This is a genomic window from Sphingomonas flavescens (genome assembly GCF_030866745.1).
Classification (GTDB): Bacteria; Pseudomonadota; Alphaproteobacteria; order Sphingomonadales; family Sphingomonadaceae; genus Sphingomicrobium; species Sphingomicrobium flavescens.
In genome coordinates this window covers 2,309,754-2,329,499 of the sequence record NZ_CP133016.1, presented here as the reverse complement: position 1 = coordinate 2,329,499, position 19,746 = coordinate 2,309,754, and the positions used below count along the sequence as shown (strand labels likewise).

General features: G+C 58.8%; 23 protein-coding genes. 6 read left to right on the top strand and 17 right to left on the bottom strand.

Annotation, left to right across the window (positions count from 1 at the left end; all coding sequences use genetic code 11):
• Nucleotides 1-16 precede the first annotated feature (16 nt).
• From QU596_RS11955 to QU596_RS11945, 3 genes are read right to left on the bottom strand one after another with little or no spacing between them, the layout of a single operon-like run.
• Nucleotides 17-250, bottom strand: a complete 234-nt coding sequence (locus QU596_RS11955; RefSeq protein ID WP_420030984.1) for a VirB3 family type IV secretion system protein — start codon at nucleotides 248-250, stop codon at nucleotides 17-19.
• A gap of 54 nt (nucleotides 251-304) precedes the next feature.
• On the bottom strand, nucleotides 305-604 hold the full coding sequence (locus tag QU596_RS11950) for a TrbC/VirB2 family protein (RefSeq protein WP_420030921.1): 300 nt from the start codon (nucleotides 602-604) through the stop codon (nucleotides 305-307).
• Nucleotides 601-1,212 (bottom strand): lytic transglycosylase domain-containing protein, encoded by a 612-nt coding sequence (locus QU596_RS11945; protein WP_308515753.1) that lies wholly within the window; start codon nucleotides 1,210-1,212, stop codon nucleotides 601-603. Before QU596_RS11945 ends, QU596_RS11950 begins: the two co-directional genes overlap by 4 nt.
• A 296-nt stretch (nucleotides 1,213-1,508) precedes the next feature.
• Between QU596_RS11945 and QU596_RS11940 the strand changes: the two genes are divergently transcribed.
• A complete protein-coding gene (locus QU596_RS11940) occupies nucleotides 1,509-2,951 on the top strand; it encodes a mannose-1-phosphate guanylyltransferase/mannose-6-phosphate isomerase (RefSeq protein ID WP_308515752.1) in 1,443 nt (480 codons plus the stop codon).
• A 45-nt stretch (nucleotides 2,952-2,996) separates the two neighbouring features.
• Here the strand turns inward: QU596_RS11940 and QU596_RS11935 are convergent, their stop codons facing one another.
• The 5 genes from QU596_RS11935 to QU596_RS11915 form a co-directional block, all read right to left on the bottom strand.
• The gene (locus QU596_RS11935) at nucleotides 2,997-3,269 is read right to left on the bottom strand and encodes a Rossmann-fold NAD(P)-binding domain-containing protein (RefSeq protein ID WP_308515750.1); all 273 of its coding nucleotides are present in this window, start codon (nucleotides 3,267-3,269) and stop codon (nucleotides 2,997-2,999) included.
• Nucleotides 3,200-4,255 carry a nucleotide sugar dehydrogenase gene (locus QU596_RS11930; protein WP_308515748.1) on the bottom strand — a complete coding sequence of 352 codons (1,056 nt, stop codon included), beginning with the start codon at nucleotides 4,253-4,255 and terminating at the stop codon, nucleotides 3,200-3,202. The genes QU596_RS11935 and QU596_RS11930 overlap by 70 nt, the downstream gene beginning before the upstream one ends.
• A 115-nt stretch (nucleotides 4,256-4,370) precedes the next feature.
• Entirely contained in the window at nucleotides 4,371-5,375 is a 1,005-nt protein-coding gene (locus QU596_RS11925) for a UDP-glucuronic acid decarboxylase family protein (protein ID WP_308515746.1), read from the bottom strand.
• A 367-nt stretch (nucleotides 5,376-5,742) separates the two neighbouring features.
• Nucleotides 5,743-6,567 carry an ImmA/IrrE family metallo-endopeptidase gene (locus QU596_RS11920; protein WP_308515744.1) on the bottom strand — a complete coding sequence of 275 codons (825 nt, stop codon included), beginning with the start codon at nucleotides 6,565-6,567 and terminating at the stop codon, nucleotides 5,743-5,745.
• Complete coding sequence (locus QU596_RS11915) at nucleotides 6,564-6,893, bottom strand: helix-turn-helix domain-containing protein (protein WP_308515742.1); 330 nt, start codon at nucleotides 6,891-6,893, stop codon at nucleotides 6,564-6,566. The genes QU596_RS11920 and QU596_RS11915 overlap by 4 nt, the downstream gene beginning before the upstream one ends.
• A gap of 107 nt (nucleotides 6,894-7,000) precedes the next feature.
• Between QU596_RS11915 and QU596_RS11910 the strand changes: the two genes are divergently transcribed.
• Entirely contained in the window at nucleotides 7,001-8,329 is a 1,329-nt protein-coding gene (locus QU596_RS11910) for a site-specific DNA-methyltransferase (protein WP_308515740.1), read from the top strand.
• Complete coding sequence (locus QU596_RS11905) at nucleotides 8,329-9,135, top strand: DUF5681 domain-containing protein (RefSeq protein ID WP_308515738.1); 807 nt, start codon at nucleotides 8,329-8,331, stop codon at nucleotides 9,133-9,135. Before QU596_RS11910 ends, QU596_RS11905 begins: the two co-directional genes overlap by 1 nt.
• A 703-nt stretch (nucleotides 9,136-9,838) precedes the next feature.
• Here QU596_RS11905 and QU596_RS13705 read toward each other — a convergent pair.
• The 4 genes from QU596_RS13705 to QU596_RS11890 form a co-directional block, all read right to left on the bottom strand.
• Nucleotides 9,839-10,117, bottom strand: a complete 279-nt coding sequence (locus tag QU596_RS13705; protein ID WP_420030920.1) for a DUF3761 domain-containing protein — start codon at nucleotides 10,115-10,117, stop codon at nucleotides 9,839-9,841.
• 31 nt (nucleotides 10,118-10,148) lie between these two features.
• Nucleotides 10,149-10,463: a hypothetical protein gene (locus QU596_RS11900; protein ID WP_308515736.1), complete on the bottom strand. Its 315-nt coding sequence runs from the start codon at nucleotides 10,461-10,463 to the stop codon at nucleotides 10,149-10,151.
• Between the two features lie 104 nt (nucleotides 10,464-10,567).
• The gene (locus QU596_RS11895; protein ID WP_308515734.1) at nucleotides 10,568-11,425 is read right to left on the bottom strand and encodes a succinate dehydrogenase/fumarate reductase transmembrane subunit; all 858 of its coding nucleotides are present in this window, start codon (nucleotides 11,423-11,425) and stop codon (nucleotides 10,568-10,570) included.
• A gap of 824 nt (nucleotides 11,426-12,249) precedes the next feature.
• On the bottom strand, nucleotides 12,250-13,335 hold the full coding sequence (locus QU596_RS11890) for a calcium-binding protein (protein WP_308515732.1): 1,086 nt from the start codon (nucleotides 13,333-13,335) through the stop codon (nucleotides 12,250-12,252).
• A 316-nt stretch (nucleotides 13,336-13,651) separates the two neighbouring features.
• Here QU596_RS11890 and QU596_RS11885 point away from each other — a divergent pair, with 316 nt between their 5' ends.
• The gene (locus QU596_RS11885; protein WP_308515730.1) at nucleotides 13,652-13,993 is read left to right on the top strand and encodes a thermonuclease family protein; all 342 of its coding nucleotides are present in this window, start codon (nucleotides 13,652-13,654) and stop codon (nucleotides 13,991-13,993) included.
• Between the two features lie 156 nt (nucleotides 13,994-14,149).
• Nucleotides 14,150-14,761: a tyrosine-type recombinase/integrase gene (locus tag QU596_RS11880; protein WP_420030983.1), complete on the top strand. Its 612-nt coding sequence runs from the start codon at nucleotides 14,150-14,152 to the stop codon at nucleotides 14,759-14,761.
• A gap of 26 nt (nucleotides 14,762-14,787) precedes the next feature.
• Here QU596_RS11880 and QU596_RS11875 read toward each other — a convergent pair whose 3' ends face one another.
• Nucleotides 14,788-15,009 (bottom strand): hypothetical protein, encoded by a 222-nt coding sequence (locus QU596_RS11875; RefSeq protein ID WP_308515726.1) that lies wholly within the window; start codon nucleotides 15,007-15,009, stop codon nucleotides 14,788-14,790.
• A 249-nt stretch (nucleotides 15,010-15,258) separates the two neighbouring features.
• Here QU596_RS11875 and QU596_RS11870 point away from each other — a divergent pair, with 249 nt between their 5' ends.
• On the top strand, nucleotides 15,259-15,876 hold the full coding sequence (locus QU596_RS11870; RefSeq protein WP_308515724.1) for an SOS response-associated peptidase: 618 nt from the start codon (nucleotides 15,259-15,261) through the stop codon (nucleotides 15,874-15,876).
• A gap of 67 nt (nucleotides 15,877-15,943) precedes the next feature.
• Here QU596_RS11870 and QU596_RS11865 read toward each other — a convergent pair whose 3' ends face one another.
• From QU596_RS11865 to QU596_RS11850, 4 genes are all read right to left on the bottom strand, one after another.
• Nucleotides 15,944-16,186 carry a hypothetical protein gene (locus QU596_RS11865; protein ID WP_308515722.1) on the bottom strand — a complete coding sequence of 81 codons (243 nt, stop codon included), beginning with the start codon at nucleotides 16,184-16,186 and terminating at the stop codon, nucleotides 15,944-15,946.
• A gap of 56 nt (nucleotides 16,187-16,242) precedes the next feature.
• Complete coding sequence (locus tag QU596_RS11860; protein WP_308515721.1) at nucleotides 16,243-16,857, bottom strand: hypothetical protein; 615 nt, start codon at nucleotides 16,855-16,857, stop codon at nucleotides 16,243-16,245.
• 52 nt (nucleotides 16,858-16,909) lie between these two features.
• Nucleotides 16,910-17,356 carry a hypothetical protein gene (locus QU596_RS11855; RefSeq protein ID WP_308515720.1) on the bottom strand — a complete coding sequence of 149 codons (447 nt, stop codon included), beginning with the start codon at nucleotides 17,354-17,356 and terminating at the stop codon, nucleotides 16,910-16,912.
• 532 nt (nucleotides 17,357-17,888) lie between these two features.
• Nucleotides 17,889-19,628, bottom strand: coding sequence for a sensor domain-containing diguanylate cyclase (locus tag QU596_RS11850; RefSeq protein WP_308515719.1), 1,740 nt, complete (start codon nucleotides 19,626-19,628; stop codon nucleotides 17,889-17,891).
• Nucleotides 19,629-19,746: the final 118 nt, after the last annotated feature.

Genomic DNA, 19,746 nt, shown 5'->3' with positions numbered 1-19,746 from the left:
TTCAACGTCTTCCTTCTCAAGGCGCGTAGCTGTTGCAGCCCCACCGCTTCCAATTGCGGGTGCGGGGGCAACGGCTGACCTTGGTGATCCACAAGTCGAAAATCCGCGGTTCGCGGAGGCAGGCGAAATAGCCGATCACGTGGACGGCGAGCGCCACCGGCAGCGCGAGCAGGCTGCGGGTGATGAGGAACGCTTCCGTCGTCACCGCGGCGTTGATGATGAAATAGCTGTAGGTCACGCCCGCGAACATCTGCGGCCGGGTCAGGGCGCGAAAGACGGGGGCGCGGGAGATGGCCACGCGCGCCTAGCCCGCCGACGCCGCCTGGATGCCGCTGACAATCGCGCCGGCGCCAAACAGGATGAAGCAGCCGATGATGACCGTCGCGCCGAAGCGCCAGTTCATCCGGCCGGTGAGCATCATGAAACCGACCATGGCGACCGCGATGACCGCGACAGCGGTGGCGACGTTGCCGAGCAACGTACCCTGCAGCCACATCAAGGCATTGACGATCGGGCCCGACCCCTGCGGGTCTTGCGCAGCGGCGAACGCGGGGGCGCTGGTCAGAATCATCGGGAGAGCGGCGAGACCGCGGACGGATTTCATTGATTGCCTCCGGAGCTGGCTGCGATGCGGCGCACGATCGACGACACGTAATTCTGGGTTTCGGCGATTGCGGGAATACCCCCAGCGCTGCGGACACGGCCGGGCCCGGCGTTGTACGCCGCCAGTGCCTTTTCCACATTTCCGTCAAATTGATCAAGGAGTTGGCGAAGATATCGCGCCCCGCCGTGGAGATTTGCGACGGGATCTGCAGGATTGACGCCGAGATAGCGCGCGGTTGCCGGCATCAGCTGCGCAAGACCCATCGCGCCCTTGGGGGACAGCGCCTGCGGGTTCCAGCGGCTTTCCTGCCACACGAGGGCCGAGAGCAGGGTCGGGCTGATGTTGTTGGCGGCAGCGGCCTGCATCAGGGCACCGGCGAATTGCGAGGGCACTGGGGCGGGAGCGACGGCGGTGAACGCGAAGGCCGGAACGACGGGTGCGCCGCTCTCATCTACCATCTTGTCGGACGCGGGTGTGACGACCTCGAAACTGGAGGCGCCCGCGCCATTACGGACTGAAACCGTGCCATCGTCGGCGATTTCCATGACCTGCGCGGCCGCGGGAGACGCGCTTAGAGCGGCGGCAGCGCCAAGGGCGCCCCCGATCAAGTGCTTGCGAGAGAAACAAACGGCTGCAACGCGCAGCGAAAAACCAGTCAACAAAATCCGCCACCCCCCAAGGTGCTGTCAGCTTTTTTGCACACTGCAGACCATCGGGCGAGATAGTTAATAATTGTTTACGATAGGATGTGGTTGGCCGCCGGTTCAGAGAGCCGCGCAGCGTAACGCAGATTGCAAAACCAGCTCTTAAGGCGTCAGTAGAATTAAACGATAATTTAAAGATGACTGCCATTCGACGATCGTGATGATCTTCGGCATAGCAGACGGTATGAGTAGGCAAGCGTGTGATCGCTGACGCAACACCCATCCGCCCCGTGATTTTGTGCGGGGGTGCCGGTACCCGGCTCTGGCCGGTATCACGGCAGACATTCCCGAAGCAGCTGCTACCGGTGACTGGCGAGCAATCGCTTCTTCAGGAGACTGCGGCGCGCCTGAGCGGTGACAGATTCGCGCCCGCACTCATCGTCAGCGGTGAGGAGCAGCGTTTCTTTATCAAGCGGCAACTGATCGACATCGGAGCCCCAGTTAAAGCTATCCTGCTCGAGCCTGCCGGACGCAACACTTCCGCAGCGGCAGCACTGGCTGCTGCCTGGCTGCTGAAAGCGGGTTCAGACGATTTGATGCTCCTAATGCCGTCGGATCATGTGATCGGCGATCGCGCAGCGTTTATTGAGGCGATCGAAAGCGGATGCGACCATGCCCAAGCTGGCGCCATTGTTACCTTTGGCGCCACGCCAACCGAACCTAATACTCAATATGGCTACATTGAGGCTGGCGCCGCGGAGCAGCCAAGCGCTCGAGTTCGGCCCATCGCACGCTTTGTCGAAAAGCCGGACGCGGAGACTGCGTCCGAATATTTCTCGAGCGGCCGCTTCTTCTGGAACGCCGGCATTTTCCTTGTGAAGGCCAGCACGCTGATCGACGAGATGCGTCGGTATCTTCCGGACAGCCTTGACGCCATTGAGCGATCTGTTGCTGCTGCAACGACGGACGAGCTCTTCGTGCGCCCACAAACCGATGCGTTTCTTGAAGCGAAGAACATCTCGATCGACCATGCCATCATGGAAAAAACCAATCGCGGCATGGTCGTGCCTGTGAGCATGAAATGGTCCGACGTGGGCTCTTGGGACGCGGTCTGGAAGCTGGGTGATAAGGATCACAACAGCAACGTGGTTCAGGGTGACGTGGTTGCGCTCGACACCCGCAACTCACTGCTTCGTAATGATAGCGGATCGACGCTGGCGGTCGCCGGTCTGGACAATATGGCTGTGATCGCGGTCCGCGACGCTGTGCTGATAGCGCCGCTGGAACGAATGGCCGACCTGAAGAGCTTGGTGGCCGAAGTACAAAACGACCGCGTCGTCTCTCCGGCAAAAGTGTTTCGCCCGTGGGGATCTTACGAGTCGATCTCTTCGGGCCCCGGTTTTCAGGTCAAAACAATCGTCGTGGAACCGGGTCAGACGCTTTCGCTACAATTGCATCATCAGCGCTCGGAACACTGGGTCGTGGTGCGGGGCACTGCTGAAGTGACGGTCGGCGATGAAGTATCGATGTTGGGGCCAAACCAGTCAGTCTACATCCCGGTGGAAACGAAGCACCGCCTCGCGAACCCCGGCGATAAGCCGCTCGAACTTATTGAAGTGCAGTGTGGTGGCTACCTCGGCGAAGATGACATCGTCCGCTTCGACGACGTTTATGGACGCACCGACGATGTGCCAGGAAGTTGAGATCGGCGCCTGACCAGACGGCGTGGCCGCGCTCCTTGCAGCCGATCAAAGAGTCCATCGACTGATTTCAGCCGGCAAATCTCTACTCCGCCAAATGCCCTTGAGATCGGCGAGCGTCCCGCCGCGCGAAACGAGACGCCCCAACTCACCCTCGCTTAAATCCTTGTACTGACGGTGCGCGACGGCTCCAATCACCAAGTCGTAAGCGCCGACGACGGGGTCGGTAAGCTCAAGCCCAGACTCGGCCCTCACCTCAGCGGGAGAGGCGATCGGGTCGGCGACGACAACCTTGTGCCCGAGCCATTGCAGCCGCCGCACAAGATCGAATGACCGGCTGTTTCTGAGGTCGGGACGTCTTCCTTGAAGGTCAATCCCATGACCAAGGCAGTCCCGGCGGCACCACGAAGACTATGAAGGCAATCGGCGATCCAGGTCGACATTTCGTCATTCGTTTTGCGTCCAGCGAGGATGACTTGCGGATCATGCCCGACCTGCTCGGCAAGATAGCTTAGATAGAAAGGATCAACGCCGATGCAGTGGCCCCCGACCAGCCCGGGCTCGAAGTTGAGGAAATTCCATTTGGTCCTGGCGGCCGCAAGCACATCTGCGATCGAGAGCCCAATCATTGAGAAGATTTGCGTGACTTCGTTGATGAACGCGATGTTGATATCCCGCTGAGCATTCTCGATGGCCTTGGCAGCTTCCGCAGCTTTGATAGAGGCGGCCCGGAACACTCCGCCAGTAGTGATGGCGCCATAAATGGTGGAGAGTTGCTCCAGGACTTCCGCGTCCTCTCCGGCAATCACTTTCGTGATCTTATCTACGCTGTGGACCTTATCGCCCGGGTTTATGCGCTCCGGGCTATACGCGAGCCTGAAGTCAGGGCCGCGCTTCAGGCCGGAAGTGGCTTCGATCCTGGGACCGCAAATTTCTTCCGTGACACCGGGATAAACGGTGCTTTCGTAGATGATGGTGGGGCGGCGTGCCGGATCCAGCAGCCCGGCCAGCATCTCTGTCGCTGAGAGCACCGCACCGAGATCCGGCCGCTTCCGGGCATCGACCGGTGTCGGAACGGTGACGATGTAGATTTCGGCGCCAGCGCAATCGCTAGGATCTGAGGTGACTCGTAAGCTAGACGCCTGGAGCTCGGCCGTTGCGACCTCGCCTGTCCGATCCTGGAATTGCCGCAATTCAGCAATTCGATGGACGTGGATATCAAAGCCAATCACGTCAAACTTGCGTGCCAATGCAACTGCCAGCGGCAAGCCGACGTATCCCAATCCGATCACGACAATACGCGTCATTAAGCCTCTGTTCGTCGTTCCGTAGCTGCATGGGCGGCAAACCTCCGGAATTCAAACGCGGTTGTTCCGGGCATTAAAATTTTTCGGCGGCGCAACCGGCCACGTCGTCGCTATCCTATTCGGCCGCGACTGCGATCGCGGCACCCGCGTAGAGTGGCAGAGCCACGCGGTTATGCTCTTCTTCGAACCACTTGATCGTCTCGCCCAATCCGCGCCTGAGATCGGTGACCGGCTGCCATCCCAGCAATGCCTGTGCGCGAGTGATGTCGGGCCGGCGGCGCTTCGGGTCGTCCACGGGTAGCGGATGGTGGATGATCCGTGATGGGCTTCCCGTCATCGCAACGATCAGGTCAGCCAGCCGATTGACGGTCCATTCGTCAGGATTGCCGAGGTTGACCGGGATCCCGGCCGCTTGTTCGCTGTGCATCAGGCCGGTCAGCGCGTCGATCATATCGTCGATGAAGCAAAAGCTTCGGCTTTGCGAACCGTCGCCGTAGATCGTGATGTCATCGCCGGCGAGCGCCTGGCAGATGACGTTGGAGATTACCCGCCCATCATCGCAGCGCATCTTGGGCCCGTAGGTATTGAACAAACGCGCGACACGCACGTCCGCGCGGCGAGCCCGAAAGAAGTCGAAGGCAAGCGTTTCAGCAGCGCGCTTGCCCTCGTCGTAACATGCGCGCGGTCCCGTGCAGCTGACGGCGCCGCGGTAATCCTCCGTTTGCGGGTGGACCTCCGGGTCGCCGTACACTTCGCTGGTCGAGCTCAGCAGAAACCGGGCACCGGTCTGCTCTGCAAGCCGCAAGAGGTTGCGTGTCCCGAGCACGTTGGTCAGCATCGTGTGTTCGGGATCGGCCTGATAGTGGGGCGGCGACGCCGCGCATGCGAGGTTGTAGATGTGCGTCAGGCCCGCGTCAGACAGATGTTCGGGCAGCTCATCGATCACATCCCGTTCGATGAATTCGAACGCTCGCTCGCCCTCGAACGCCCGCAGGTTCTCTGCCCGTCCAGTCTGGAAATTGTCGATGCAAATGACGCGCGCGCCGTCACGCAGCAGACGGTCGCACAGATTGGCGCCAATGAATCCTGCGCCGCCGGCCACGAGGGCAATCTGCTGCACCCGATGCTCCAAAGCTCGTTCCCTTCACCGGCACAACGCAAAGTGCGCCGATTGGTCCAATAGCGCGGAACTCGATTGAATGAAGATGCGGTGGTTGGTGACGCAGGCAGTGCGTAGCTAACCGCTCTCACCCTGTTATCCCTGCTAAACAGGGAATTTACAGGGAAACGTCGACATTTCGGCGTTTGGATGGCCGTTCCAGGCCGCGATTAGCCCCCGAAATCCGCCGTTTCCGAGCCAAATTCCCTACACGCCGGAACAGGGAATTGGATATCTTCGAATAGCGAAGCGAAAACGGCGGATCAGGGATTTATGCGCAGGCGCTCGCGCGAGAACAGGCAATTGATTTGCGGAAGAGCGGCGCTAGCTAGTCAGCCAGCTCGGCTAAGAGCAAAACTGTCGAGAACCCTCCCTGTTGCGCCGCTACTTGTTCGCACAACACCTCGACGTTTTTAGCCGAATAGTCGTTTAGCCAGGTTTCGAGGTCGCATTCCTCAACCTCGCTGGTTGAGCCGGGAGCAAGTTCGTGCGCGTGGGCGATAGAGTCCACGGGAACCAATTGGCCGATTTTGGCTTCGATCCACGGAAACGTGTTTGGGCGGTAGATTGCCACAACCCTATTCCACTGGAGGACGACTGCAGCGAGCTCGGCTGGGTGCAGATCAATGTATCGTCTGAGCATCGCTCCCTTGCTGACGTCGAAAGCGTCGGCGAGGCGGGCGACTTCAACCAAATCCGGTTCGAGCGATGCAAATCGAGACTTCACCTTCGCTGCGGGCATCAAAAGCTCCGCGGCGAACTTGTTGGCCTCGGCTTCCTTGCGCCTAGCACGATCCTGCTCGCGAGCGTCGCCAAGCCGTAGGTCGTCGGCCAAGCATGCAAAGGATTGGCCTTCCCGAGGCATGTGGGACGGCATCAGGAAATGTCCGAGCTCGTGGCCGATCGAAAAGCGGGCTCGCCGCCGCCCCGTCTTTGAACTGAGCAGGATCGACCCGAAGGCCTTGTTCTCGTCTGTCACTAACGCTGCGGCAAAGGCGTGCGTATCGATCCGCTTGATTTGGTCGATGTCGAGTTGCCGGCACAAGGCCTCGATATCGAAGTCGAGCGAAAGATCCGGGCACAGCTCGTGAATTTTGGCTGCCAGTCCGCTCGCCGACCCTACCTCATCGAGGTCGAGGCGGCTGACACTCATCCCCTGCCCTCGCGGCGCTTTTTCATCGTTTGCATCAAGAGCTGGATTGTCTCACGATCCGCCTCGTCCAAGCTTTTGAGATCGCGGAACATAGCAACCATCTCGGGCGGCTGATCGTCACCTTCAGGATTGTCTCCGACGAGATCGCTCACCCGCACGCGGAAAAGCGTCGCCAGCTTCACGACCAGCTCCATCGAAGGGTTAGCTGTCGTTCCCTTCTCAAGGTTGAAGACGTGGGCTTTGGATACGCCAATCGCCGTGGCGACGTCCTGGAGCGACATCCGGTTGGCTATGCGAAGTTGGCTGAGCTTTCGCGCGAAGTTCATGAGGCGAGCCGTTCAATATAGTAGACCGATAGCATAAGCCCGCGATTGACGATAGCAAGCGTTCACTTCATAATACCATCATCGTTTACGTTGATCCGGGGTGGGCCATGTCCAGCGTTAAGATTATCGATCGACCTCTCGATGGCTTGCGTCCTTATGCGCGAAATGCGCGGACTCACTCCAAAGCGCAGCTGCGCCAAATTGCGGCATCGATCGAACGGTTCGGTTTCACCAATCCGGTGCTCGTCTCTGACGACGGCGAGATCATCGCCGGCCACGGCCGGGTTGAGGCCGCGAAGTCGCTCGGGTGGAAGAGTGTACCGACGATCGCTTTGTCTCATCTGTCCGAGGCTGACCGGCGCGCCTACGTTCTTGCCGACAACAAGCTCGCGCTCAATGCTGGTTGGGACAAGGAGATCCTGGCGATCGAGCTGCAGGCCTTGGTTGATCTTGAGTTTGACGTCGAGGTAACCGGCTTTAGCTTGGCCGAAATCGATCTCCTGCTCGACGAGGCAAGTGAGTCCGATCCCGTCAACCCCGATACGCCGGAAGACAAGGTGGCGGTCGCGGCCGGTCCGCCAGTGTCGCGAAAGGGCGATCTCTGGGCGCTGGGCCGGCACCGATTGCTGTGCGGCGATACGCGAAGCGCAGCCCAGCTCGATCGCCTGATGGACGGTGGTCATGCCGATCTCATCTTTACCGACCCGCCGTATAACGTCGCGATCAACGGTAACGTCTGCGGGCTTGGCGCGGTCAAGCATCGCGAGTTTGCCTTCGCGTCGGGCGAAATGAGCAAGGCGCAGTTTACGGACTTCCTAGCTTCGACACTTAGCAATCTGAGCCGGGTGATGCGGGACGGCGCAATCGCCTTCGTATGCATGGACTGGCGCCATATGGGTGAACTGCTTGCCGCGGGAAGCAGCGCCTTCACCGAACTCAAGAACCTTGTCGTCTGGAACAAGACGAACGGCGGGATGGGCGCATTCTATCGCTCGAAGCACGAGCTGATATTCGTGTTCAAGCAAGGGACTACGCCGCACACCAACAGCTTTGGCTTAGGCGACACTGGTCGCTATCGCACGAATGTGTGGGACTACGCGGGGATCAGCTCGATTTCCGCTGATCGGTCCAACGAACTCGCCATGCATCCGACCGTCAAACCAGTGGCGCTGATTGCAGATGCGATCCGGGACTGCTCGCGCCGCGGGGAAGTCGTACTCGACGGTTTTGGAGGATCAGGATCGACGCTCATCGCCGCTGAGAAGACCGGTCGATCCGCGCGCCTGATCGAATATGACGAGCGCTATTGCGACACGATCGTCCGGCGTTGGGAGGCTTTGACGGGCAAGAAGGCCCGGCTCGCTGACTTCGGGCCATTCTTCGAGGACGTCGCCGATGAGCGTCTCGGGCTGAGCCTGGGCGACGAGGCAGCCTGATGGCGCGTGAGGATCCGCCCACGCGCGACTTTGTCGTCGGCTATGGCAAGCCGCCGGCCGAGCACCGGTTCAAGAAAGGCGTCTCGGGTAATCCGCGAGGCCGACCAAAGGGGAAGAAAAACCCCGCCTCTCCCGACCATGGATATGGGCTCAAGGCTGCCGAGGAATTTTTGCGCAAGGAAGCCTATCGTCCGATTGCGCTGCGCGAGGGCGATGCAATCATCGAGCTGCCGGCCATCCAAGCGGTGTTCCGCGCGATGGGCGTTTCAGCACTCAAGGGCAATCGCTTCGCTCAGCGTACGCTCGCGGAAATGGTCACGCGCATGGAGCAGGATGACCATCGGGCGCGCATGGAACTCTTTGGCAACGCTGTCGAATTCAAGCACCAATGGAGTGACGTGATTGCCAAACACGAGAAAGCTGGTCTCGAGCCGCCGCGGCCCATCCCGCATCCCGACGATATGATCCTCGACCCCTCGACCGGCAGCGTTCGGATTGAGGGACCTCAGACCAAAGAGCAGCGTGATCGCCTGGAGCAGGCGCTACAGCGGCGGTCGGAAGCCCAGGACGAGGTCAACTTTTTCGCTGATAAATATCGCCGAGCACGGGATCCTAACCGCAAAGCACGCTGGCTCGAGGAGTGGCATTGGGAGCAGCGGATGTTCGACATCCTGAACGACATCGTGCCCGGTCGGTACAAGGCGAAGCTTGCGAACCGATCCATCATGGAGGGGGCTTCTCGCGAAGGTGAAGCGCTCGAAGAATTAAGGCGTAATCGGCGATTGCGGGACGACTATTGCGCCTGATCCGACGTCTGCTTTCGACCCATTGCGGATATTAGCGAAAGCTGATTGTCTACGGAGGTGAGCCAGGTTGATCGAGCGCCTGACCGGCGGATGCTGGTCGTTTTGGTCGCAGCGGTAGTCGTGTGGGGTGCGCTTGGGCTTTACCTCTCCATCAGACTTGGCTGGCCAGCCCGCTATGGAGTGCGTTGCGGTGGATTTTGCTTCCCTAACGAACTCGCGAAAAGCGGCCTATTGCTACCCCGCAGAAGTCCGGATGAAGTGACTCTGTTCGTGTGGCTATGGTCTTGGCCCGCCATCGCTGTCTTTGAAATCATCTATTGGATCGCGGGCAAATCGGTCCGAAGCTAATGTCCGCTTTCGGCCCAAAGCAGACACTGCGGTAGCATCAGCCTTACGGAATGCTGCGGAGAATGAGCTTCCCGTATTGTGCTGGGTAGCGGCCCGCGCTTCAGCCCCCGGACCTTAGCCGGTGCAGCTGTGTCAGCACGCCGGACCAAGTAATCTCCGCCGCCTCATCCGCGACGTCCTGTGCCTCAAAAAGTCGCATGCTAGCATGAGCCTCGGCTGCGTCCCCATGGGTCGAAACAAGCATGGTCGCCAAGCTGTAAAGTTCCCAACGCGCGATCTCGGGCTTGGCATCAAATTTCGGATTGCTTTCCGACGTCATAGCCTTCCATCATCGGGATGCGGCGAGTTCGCAACCTCAAAGCCAGCTGGCAACGCCACCATGATGGCTGCAGGCGCCCCGACGACTTTCGCTAAAACTATACGTGTTATCGCGACAACGTGCCGACGCTCCCGCCGGCGCCGATGCCGCATAGCGCGGGCGTTGCACGCAGTGCCCCCGCGAATTGACGTAACTGCCGCCACCGCAATACCCGCGCGCTTCCGCAAGCGAGCTGTAGCTCGCAAATGTAGGTATGGAGGCCAGAGACAGCGGTGACGCGAGCGCAAACGCCGCCGCGAAGATGCTTTTCAGCATCGGCTTGTCTCAGCGACAGAACAGGTCTGTCTTAGCAGGGCGACGCGAAGATGCAGCTGCTGTTGGAGCGCGGCTGCGTCGGGGACGTCGAATAGGGATTTGAGTAGTTACCGAACGACGGCGCGCGCGACGGTTGGGCATATGGATCGCGGGTTCCGACCTGACCAGTGTACGGATTGACGTTACCGCGCGTGGAATAGTTGTTGAGCAGACTGCTGTCTGGGCTCGAGCGATAGTGCGGCGCCACATAAGTGCCATCGCCACGCGTGTATCCGTGCACGTAGGTCTGCGCCGAAGCTGCAGTCGCTACGGCTGCGGCCATGGCCAAAGCTGCGATAACGCGCATTTTCATCTCTCCCTGTTCGTCAGAACTCCGAGCGAAACGAAAATATAATATCAATTAATGTTGGGCAATGAACGTCCGTGGTAAACGAAACTTTTCCGTAAAGGCTAGTTTGCGGCGCTTGATGCAGCGGCAAATCCGCATTGTTTCTGCTCCATCGGAATCTGTTTTGTAATTCGCGTCGCATTCTCAGCGTAGGCCTTGGTCACGGAGCCCTCGTTGACAGTCTTGCCCTTGAGTGGGCTCACGCCTTGGCAAAGGTGAAAGACGTGTGGCGTCGACGATCGCGCGGCGCCATTTTCAGGAGCAATCCAATAGACCACGTCTTGGCCATTGGGATTAGCTTCGCTTTTGGTCGCGTCGGCGACCGTTTTGGAATCGCGCGCGATTTCCTGCGCCTGGTCAGCGACCTCCGGTGAACAGGCGGTTGTCGGTTGACCTGTCTTAATCTGCTCGGCGCAGGTATTCATGTCTTTGGTGTATTGTTCGACCGATGGCGGGTTGAAGTCGATCCCGATAAACGTCGCTAGTGCGGCGAGCGCTACACCGACACCGCCCGCGATTTTCTTGTTCTTGGGATCCATGTCCTTGTCCATGAAGATGAGAACAAGGAGAGGAAGAAAAGCGATCACCGTGACGATCGCGCCAAGCTGGTTCTGGAAGAAGAAGCGGGCTCTGTCGGCCTCTCGCGCAGGATCCTTGCGGTTTGCAGCTTTCCACAAGAGGCTACCGGCGATGGCGAAGATCGCAATGCCAACGAGAAGTCCAATGAGTAGGGCAAGATTGCCATGGTCGAATTTGTGCTGGCGAAGCATGACCACGCCGGCGATTTCGGTCGCGATCGCGATTACCCAAGCAATAATTGCGAAGATACGCAGCCTGGTTGCAGCCGACTTCTGTCCGTGCGTTGCGCGCCAGTCGCGCGTGACATCAGTGGAATCAGTCTGCGGTTTCTCGTCGGCCATTATTATCCCCTGCTTATTGCCGCGTCACAGCGCAGTCCGAACACTGCTGCGTTGATTCGCCACCGGCGCCGCGCCAATGTGCGCTCAGTCGCGCGCGCGTTGATTATTTGACGGGCCTGGCTCCCGGCGTGCCGCATTTTGCAAACTTGCCCTTCGAATCCTTACACCGCACAGTTTTCGCGGCAACGGTCGGGCATTTCACGAATTTCCCCTTGGCGTCTCGACACGGCGCCGAGACCGCGGACGTTGAGGTGATAAGAAGCCCGAAGGCGGCAAGCCCAACAATCAACTTATCCATTGCGCATGCTCCTTAGCAGAAATGGATGGGTATCAGGCCACGCCTCAACGGGAATCGCAAGAGCGTTGTCGTAGACTGATGAGGATAACATCGGCAATTCGGTTGGATGTCCGCTTTCCACCCATTCCTGCCGTTAGCTGATCACGCTAAGCTGCGACAATGCGTAGACTGCCCGCAGCCACCTCAACCTTGACAGTCACGGCCGCGATCTCAGCGGCGTTATGGGCATTGGGCGAGACGACTTGGAGCCTCTTCGGGTTTGCACTTTCGGGACTGTCATGGGCAGCCATCTATGCCGTATTCCCTGATCGGAGATGAGGCCGCCGCGTCCGCTTTCGACCCAAAGCAGACATTCGGGAATTATCGCTAATGAACTTTCCGAGATCTGGTCCGCGGCCTTTATTAGACTCGAGCGCAATGCCGCTAATGATTGGTTCGCAATCTCCGAAGATCAGTAAGCCACCCGCGAGCATGCTCGAACCCGGCACCAGGACAATGGGGAGCAGAACGCGTGAGGCAGTGACTGCTAAACTAGGTGGTCAGTGCTTACAGACCAGTAGCTGAGCATCGGCGTGGAGGTGCTAGGGAAACCTGAAACGCCGTCTATGTGCATGTTCGCCAGATCCGCGGTTGTAAGCCCGGTCAGCGTGAGCGATCCACCAGCAAAGGTTGCCAGTAGTGAGGGCATTCCGTTCACGACGGAGTCGCTCCAATTTGGCTGCAGCCCGTCATTGAACTGAAGCACGTCCATGGCTGGATCAAAATGGGTCACGATGTCGTCGTTGCTATTTGCTCCGACGATCACGCGGTCGACCTGGTTGACGTTCGTCTGTAGAACATCTTTGCCTGAAGAGCCCTGAAGCACTCCGTTGTCCGGCACGTAGTGAAAACCGTAATCGATCGTCTGGGCCAAGGCGGGAGCAATTCCGGCAAGGGTTACTTCAGCGGCTCCGTTGACCATGAACGTCGAGCCGCCCTTCCCATCGCTTATCCATTGTCCGGCCGCGAACGCAGCATCCATGCTATGATTGCTGCTGAAAATCAGGCGATCAGTGCCGAGCTCAAAGTCGAGGATCGTCGCGTACGGACCAAGTTCAAAAAAGTCGCGCTGGCCGTCGCCGTGAGCGCCGGTTGCGTCCATCGTGCCACCGACGAGCGTAGTTGAAGGCGCTAGCGACAGGAGCCAGTCATTCCCATGTCCGCCGATGAGCGTGGCAGAATTGTCATACACATTCGCGTAAAGGTAGTCGTTGCCATCCCCGCCGTTGATGGTCGTGACCACTCCCTTAATATCGACGACTAATACGTCGTTGCCCGCAGAACCTGTGAGATTTTCGACGTTCTTGATTGTGCCGCGGACGCTTCCAGTTAGCGGCGCGCTAGCCGCAGGGACACCCGTGTAGGCCACGTCTGTGACAGAGCTGCCGTTGGAGTGAATGTATCCGTCAATAAGCTGAATAGTGACGCCCCGCGTAGAGTAATTCGTTAGGTCAAGCGTGTCGCTACCCTTTCCGCCGTCGAATGTTGTATCGAAAAGCGAGTGACCTGAAGGCACTCGGAGAATGTCATTGCCGTTCCCGCCGACAACGGACGTCGTACTGCTCCTCAGCATACCCATCTCCTTGCCCTAACTGCCCCCAGAAGCGCATGCATGTGCACGTTTGACAACCATACCGCTCCTTACTTCTCCGCGTGGCGTTGCGCGACGCGAGATCGACTCACTTAGAAACAGTCGCTGCGACAATAACACACGCCGCCGACTTCGTTTAATGACAAATTAATGCGATCCACTCGCAGGATGGTGTGGCGCGTCGGTCCCGTCAGAGCGTGTATCTAGTGCTGCCGGAAGACTGTGGGTAAGCGCAAACGTCTGCTTTCCACCCATTGCAGACGCTAGCGCGATTGCGGCGAGCGACTAAGGTTGGAACATGATCGATTGTCCCAGCGCGTACATCGTCGATGGTGACTCGCTACGGTGTGGAGGCGAGCGGATCAGGCTGCTCGGCATCGATGCGCCGGAAATCTCCCACTGCCCCGCATGGAGAGTTTGCACGGCAGGCGACGGACAGGCTTCGAAGCGCAGCCTGATTGCTGCCCGGCGAAACGGCCGGGTGAGGTATCAAGCTGTCACCGTTGACCGATTTGGCCGGACCGTCGCTGTCGTATGGGCGGGAGCGGTCAACCTGTCCTGCTGGCAGCTTCAGCGAGCCCAGGCAGTCTACAAACCAAAGTGGGACAACGGACGGATCATTGCCCGGGCATGCCGTTGAGTGCGAAAGGCCAGCGGCCGGCAAATCATCCCGGCTGGCGATTGATCCTCGCAGCCACCGTTCTCGTATTGGCGCTTTCCTTGGTGGTTGGCTAACCAAGGCGGACCTTGGACGATGGCGACGCGTACCGACTTCAGCTCAGCTGGAGTTCGTCCGATGCTCTACTCACCTGCTTTTCGGTTTCCTGGCCGCCGGCCGACTGGCGCCAAGCTTGCTCTCAAGCCTTTTCATGTCTGGGGCATCCGCGTCCGCCTGCAGGTCAGTAACCGATTAAGGGACTTGGCCCTGTTCGACCTCGCGCTCGACAGCAAGCTACGCGGGTGTGACCTTGTCAAACTGCGGGTCGGCGATGTCATGACCGCAAGCGGTGTCAGGTCTCGTGTCATGGTAATGCAGCAGAAGACCGGTCGCCCCGTCCAGTTCGAGATTACCGAGCAGGCACGGCGCTCCATTGCCGCGTGGATCGATCGTCGCTCGCTAAAGTCTGACGACTTTCTGTTTCCAAGCAGGGTGCGACACGGCCGCCCGATCACGACCAGACAGTATGCGCGGCTCGTTGACCAATGGGTCCAGCTCGTTGGCCTAGATCCAGCCGGCTACGGCACTCATAGCTTGCGGCGAACGAAGGTAGCGCTGCTCTACAAAAAGACCGGCAATCTGCGAGCGTGTCAGCTGCTGCTTGGGCATACCAAGCTGGAGAGCACGGTGCGCTACCTTGGCGTCGAAGTGGATGATGCTTTGGAGATGTCGGAAGCGCTGGAGCTTTAAGCCCGAGGCAGCAACTTTCGCCTTTCCTACACCAGAACAAAAATGGAACAAGCAATGCGATGGAGTCGCGAGATGCTTGTGCTTGATGGTTCGATGATGATGGGATTGGCGGCGCTGCTGACCGCCTTGTCGACTGTGATCTGGTCTGTGCGCCGGCGCCCATAATGGCGGCTAATAGTCGGCTCGACTGCTTGCTTGATTTGATCCGCCTCAACGCGAACGTGCACGTCGAATGCCGGTGCGGTCACATCAGCATCCTCAGCGCCGAGCGGTTCAATCGATATTGCCTGCTACGCGGCTGGAACACTCAGCTTGCAACACTTCACTATCGATTGAAGTGCGCGGCCTGTGGGCAGCGTCCTAACTGGGTGCGGGCCACCAACAAATCGCCCGGGGAAGATCGTTTCCCGACCACGGAAGGTGCGTGGCGGCAGCTGTATCGACGAATGCGTGACTGACCGTTGTCGAATGGCTCAGTCCGGGATTAGGAATCGTCCATGTGCAATCTCTACCGCCTGAAAAACTCCAACGAGGAAGTCGCCCAGCTGTTCGACGCTTATGTCGGCGAAGTCGGGAACGCCGGCGGTGGAGAGGCTTACCCGGGCTACCCCGGCATCGTCTTGGTCAACGGCGCCTTGCGCTCGATGGTCTGGGGATTCCCGTTCAAGCCACGAGACTCAAAGCCCGGCAGCAAGCCCAAACCGGTGAATAACGCGCGGTCGGACAAGCTGGACAGCTTCATGTGGCGCTTCAGCTTCCAGGAGCGGCGCTGTCTTATTCCCGTGAGCGCTTTTGCTGAAGCCGAGGGAGAGAAGGGCGCCAAAACTAGGACCTGGTTCTCGCTCCCCAACCAAGAAATTTTCGCCGTGGCGGGCATTTGGCGTGATACGCCAGAATGGGGTCCTGCTTACACGATGATCATGACGGAGGCCTGCATCCACGTGGCTGACGTCCATGATCGAATGCCAGTCATCCTCAAGCGTCAGGACTGGCGTGAATGGCTCAACGGCCCACCCGATGCGGCAAACCTTTTGTGCCGCCCCTATCCAGATTTGATGGTCTGCGATCGCACGACCGACAGCTGGGTACGGCGAAGTGCTACCGCTGCGGGCTAAGGCCTAGACACTAAAACACTCCAGGGCCGATCGAGGGCTAATGTCTGCAATGGGTGGAAAGCTGACGCTAAAACTCAGCGATGTTCTCATGGCCAAGCGGATACCAGATGCCCCGCTTGAGCCAGTTGCCCATGTTCGGAACCACATGGTTTTGATCTAAGTCGGTCGCGTCATGGATCCGAGTGACACGGGTTGGTCCGCGCTGGTTACCGAAGGCCTTTTCGAGGAGGAGCAACGCATCAGCCTCTGACTGCGCAGTGATGCCCACTCCGGGCGAACCATCACATTCAATCCAATAAGGGATCAGCATACGCGTCAGGGTAAAGCGGGTCGGCTAATGTCCGCAATGGGTGGGAAGCGGAAGGCTCATGGAATGACCACTGTGGGGCGGCGTCGGTCGAACTCAGCGGCGACTTTTGAATGCGGAAACTGCTGCAAAACCTTTTCGATAAGGTTGCGGGCAGCCCTGCCCTGGAGCGTGTCGCATGTGTATTGAGCAGGCACGTCTACGACTGCTACCCGGTCGTTGATACCGGGCTTCGTACCTTTCGCGATGAACACGACAGCGGCGATCGGAAACGTGTCCGTTGGCGGTGTTGGACAATCTGCGGGGCTGACCCGCTCCTCCACACCTTGCAGTGCTTCGGGACGAAGCCTCCAGAGTTCATTCCGCGCTTGCGACGCCGTTTGCGTGGAGAGATTGGACGTCTCCTTAGCGTCGGTGATGTCTTTCCAAGTGTCGGGATCGCGGTGTGTAACCGTAACGGTCAGACCGTTGTCTGGCCCCAACTCATACGACAGCAAACTTGAGGAGGCGCCGCCGTAGCTGCGGTTAAGCTGAATGATCTCCTGCCGCAGAGTTTTGGCACCTGGAAGTTGCTTCGCGCCTACCAGGCTTTGTGAGGCGTCAATCGCCGGTCTGTCACAAGCAGCCACGAGCAAAGCTGCGGTAAGGGGGAACCAAAGTATTTGAGCCCGCATGGCCGAACATTGGACCGCGTGTCTAATGTCCGCAATGGGTCGAAACCGGACACTAGACTGATGGCCATCCTCCATCGAACAAATCAGTGCCTGCCAAATGCTCAGAACAGTCAGCAACAGAGACCAACGCATCTTTCGGGGTTGTAGGAGTTGCATCTTCGTGCCTGAGACAAAGCATTGCCTGCCCGTCTTGGCCGAACGTCGCTGCCCGACAGTTCACGGTCGATCTCACGTCGCCGCCAAGCAGTTCGTTCGGGTCTAACAGCCTCAAGGCCAGAGCAACGAGGCTCGGTCGATCCGGCAATGCGATGACCTTTGGGGGCGTGGCTACCTGCGTCGACCCCTCCCATACCGCCGCGTGATGGCTCGTGTCGTCACCTTGTTGCAGACAGTCCGCCACCATTTCGGCAATGACGCGGAGGGCCCTGTCTGCATCAGCCGAGAGGGTGCCACTGCCGTCAAATACTTCGATACTTGGGCGAACGACGTAGGCTTTCATCAGGAGAGCCCAGCCGCTCGGCTAATGTCTGCAATGGGTCGAAAGCGGACACCGAGGAGGCGCCGGTTTTCGGCTCAGAACCGAAGCTTGCGATCCAACTTCAGCCCGCCTCGTTGCTGCTTTGTGCAACGTAGGCAGACTTCCAAGTGTAGAATTGTCCCGCGAGACGCAGCGTGCCGAGGACGTGCGGTTTCCCTCGGGCATTGCGAACGTAAACCAATCCGCAGTTTTTGCAGGTAATCGCGTCCTTCAAGGCAGGCTCGTTGACGGCGAGAGCCTCGCGCTCACTGACCAGTACTTGGACTGGATTATGTCCTTTGCAGAAAATCGATGGGCATAGAGATCGCGCGGACACCAGGTGAGGATGCGGACGAAAGCATTAATAGCAGGCTTATTTTTGCGCCGGATTGAGCAACGCCGGTGAGGGTCGGCCATGATCCCCAGCTCAGGAAGCACTTCCGCCCAACGGCCCTAATGGGTCGCAAACCGACCCTTTCGATCGCGCATTTAAATCGTTGTAGTCAGTGCTGATCTAGGCGGCAATTGCGAGCTGATCACGTCCGCTATTCTTGGCTCGATAAAGCGCCATATCAGCGACTTTTAAAGCGTGTTCGAAACCCTCTGGCCCCACCCGGGCTACGCCACCGCTGACGGTCACACGGATTGCGCTGCCGTCGATCACCGTAATGGACTCCGCAAGTTCGGCGCGGAGGCGTTCGCAGATCGTCCGGGCCTGCTCAATGGTGGTGTCGGTAAACAAGATGGCAAATTCTTCCCCGCCCATGCGGGCCACAAGTTCCGTCTCGCGGAGCGAGCAGCGTGCGATCGAAGCGAAGCTCTGAAGCACCAGGTCACCGGCGTCGTGCCCGTATGTGTCGTTAACGTGCTTGAAGTGGTCGATGTCGAGGACAGCGATGCAATCTTGAACGTTGGGCTTGCGACGATCGCCAACGCGTTGCTGAACAGCTTGCTGAAACGCGCGGCGGTTCGGGAGGCCGGTCAGCGGATCCACTGACGCGGCTATGCTCAGCGCCTGTTCTGTAGCCTTTCGTGCGGACACGTCGCGAATAATGCTTAGCGTGCCGTCGACTTCGCCACGCTCATCGAGGATGGCCCGCGCGTGAGTTTCGAACCAGCGCTTTTCGCCAGCAGCGACCACGGCCTCATATTCAAAACAGTGCGTCGTGTTCGGGTCTCGCATGGTGGCTTTGTGCAACCCGCGGATCAACTCGCGATACTGCGGCGCCACGAGTTCGCCCGCTGAAGTTCCGACTAATGCCTCAGGCTCATAACCTCCCAGTTGCTGCACCGAGGGTGAAACGTAACGTATGAACCCGTCGACATTGAGTTGCATCAGGATGTCAGAAGAATGCTCTGCCAGTAGCCGGTATCGAGCTTCACTGTTGCGCAGTTTCCGGTGAAGACGAGAACGGTTCGACAGGTCTGCGCTTACGGGCCAAGCTGTAAGAACCGTCATGGCAAGGTAGAATTGCAAGAACTGGACGCGCATCCCCTGAGTGCCAGTGACGAGCTGAGTTGGGCCAATGCCCAGCATGGTCATTGCGCCGCCAAACACCGACAGGAATAGCACGGCCAGGACAGTGCCGCCGCGTCCCAGCCGGAATGTTACGACGATGATGGGCAATATTGGGAGGAACAACAGCGGGAGCTGATTTTGGGAGAAGCAAAGGATGGTTGTCGCGACGCTGAGACCCATTAAACAAATTGCTTCCAACACCTTGCCAGCCATCTGTCTGACACTCTTGGTGATCTCGCCCTGCAGCAGCAGGGTGAAAATTGGCGCGAAAGTCAGATTACTGAGCGCGTGGCCGAGGAAAAAATGTAGGCCGGCGCTACTAGGATCTTTTCCTAGCCAAAAGGCGACGCCAGACGCGATGCACGCGCTGAAAACCGGAGGAATGATCGCGGCAAAAAGCGTAAATCTCCCTAACCAGCTTAAGGTCGTTAAAGCCGTCTCAGGCGCATGTTTGCGGATGTAATAAGCCGCAACAAACGCTTCGAGGGTATTAGCGGTGGCCATTGGGATGGCTGCTGGCCAGCCGAAGCCGAACAGGCCGGTGGTTATAGCTGTTGTTACGAAGCCCGCCGTTAGAAGAAGCGGCCATTGGCGTCGCCGCACTACACTCAGTTCCGCAATAAGGTAGGCTGTCGCCAGCCAGAAGAAAGCCACGCCGCCGTCGTACCGGGTGGTCGTTAGTGCAGCTGCGGCGAATGCGAAGTAGAAGAAAGACACGCGAATGCTGCGCGTCACCAATGATCCGACCATAGGATCGGATTAATTTGGATTAGTTACTATCACCTTCATAACTGAGCTGAAACGGTGCTTTCAGCGTCCGATAAGTCGAGAGCGGATTTTAAGATGCATTTAT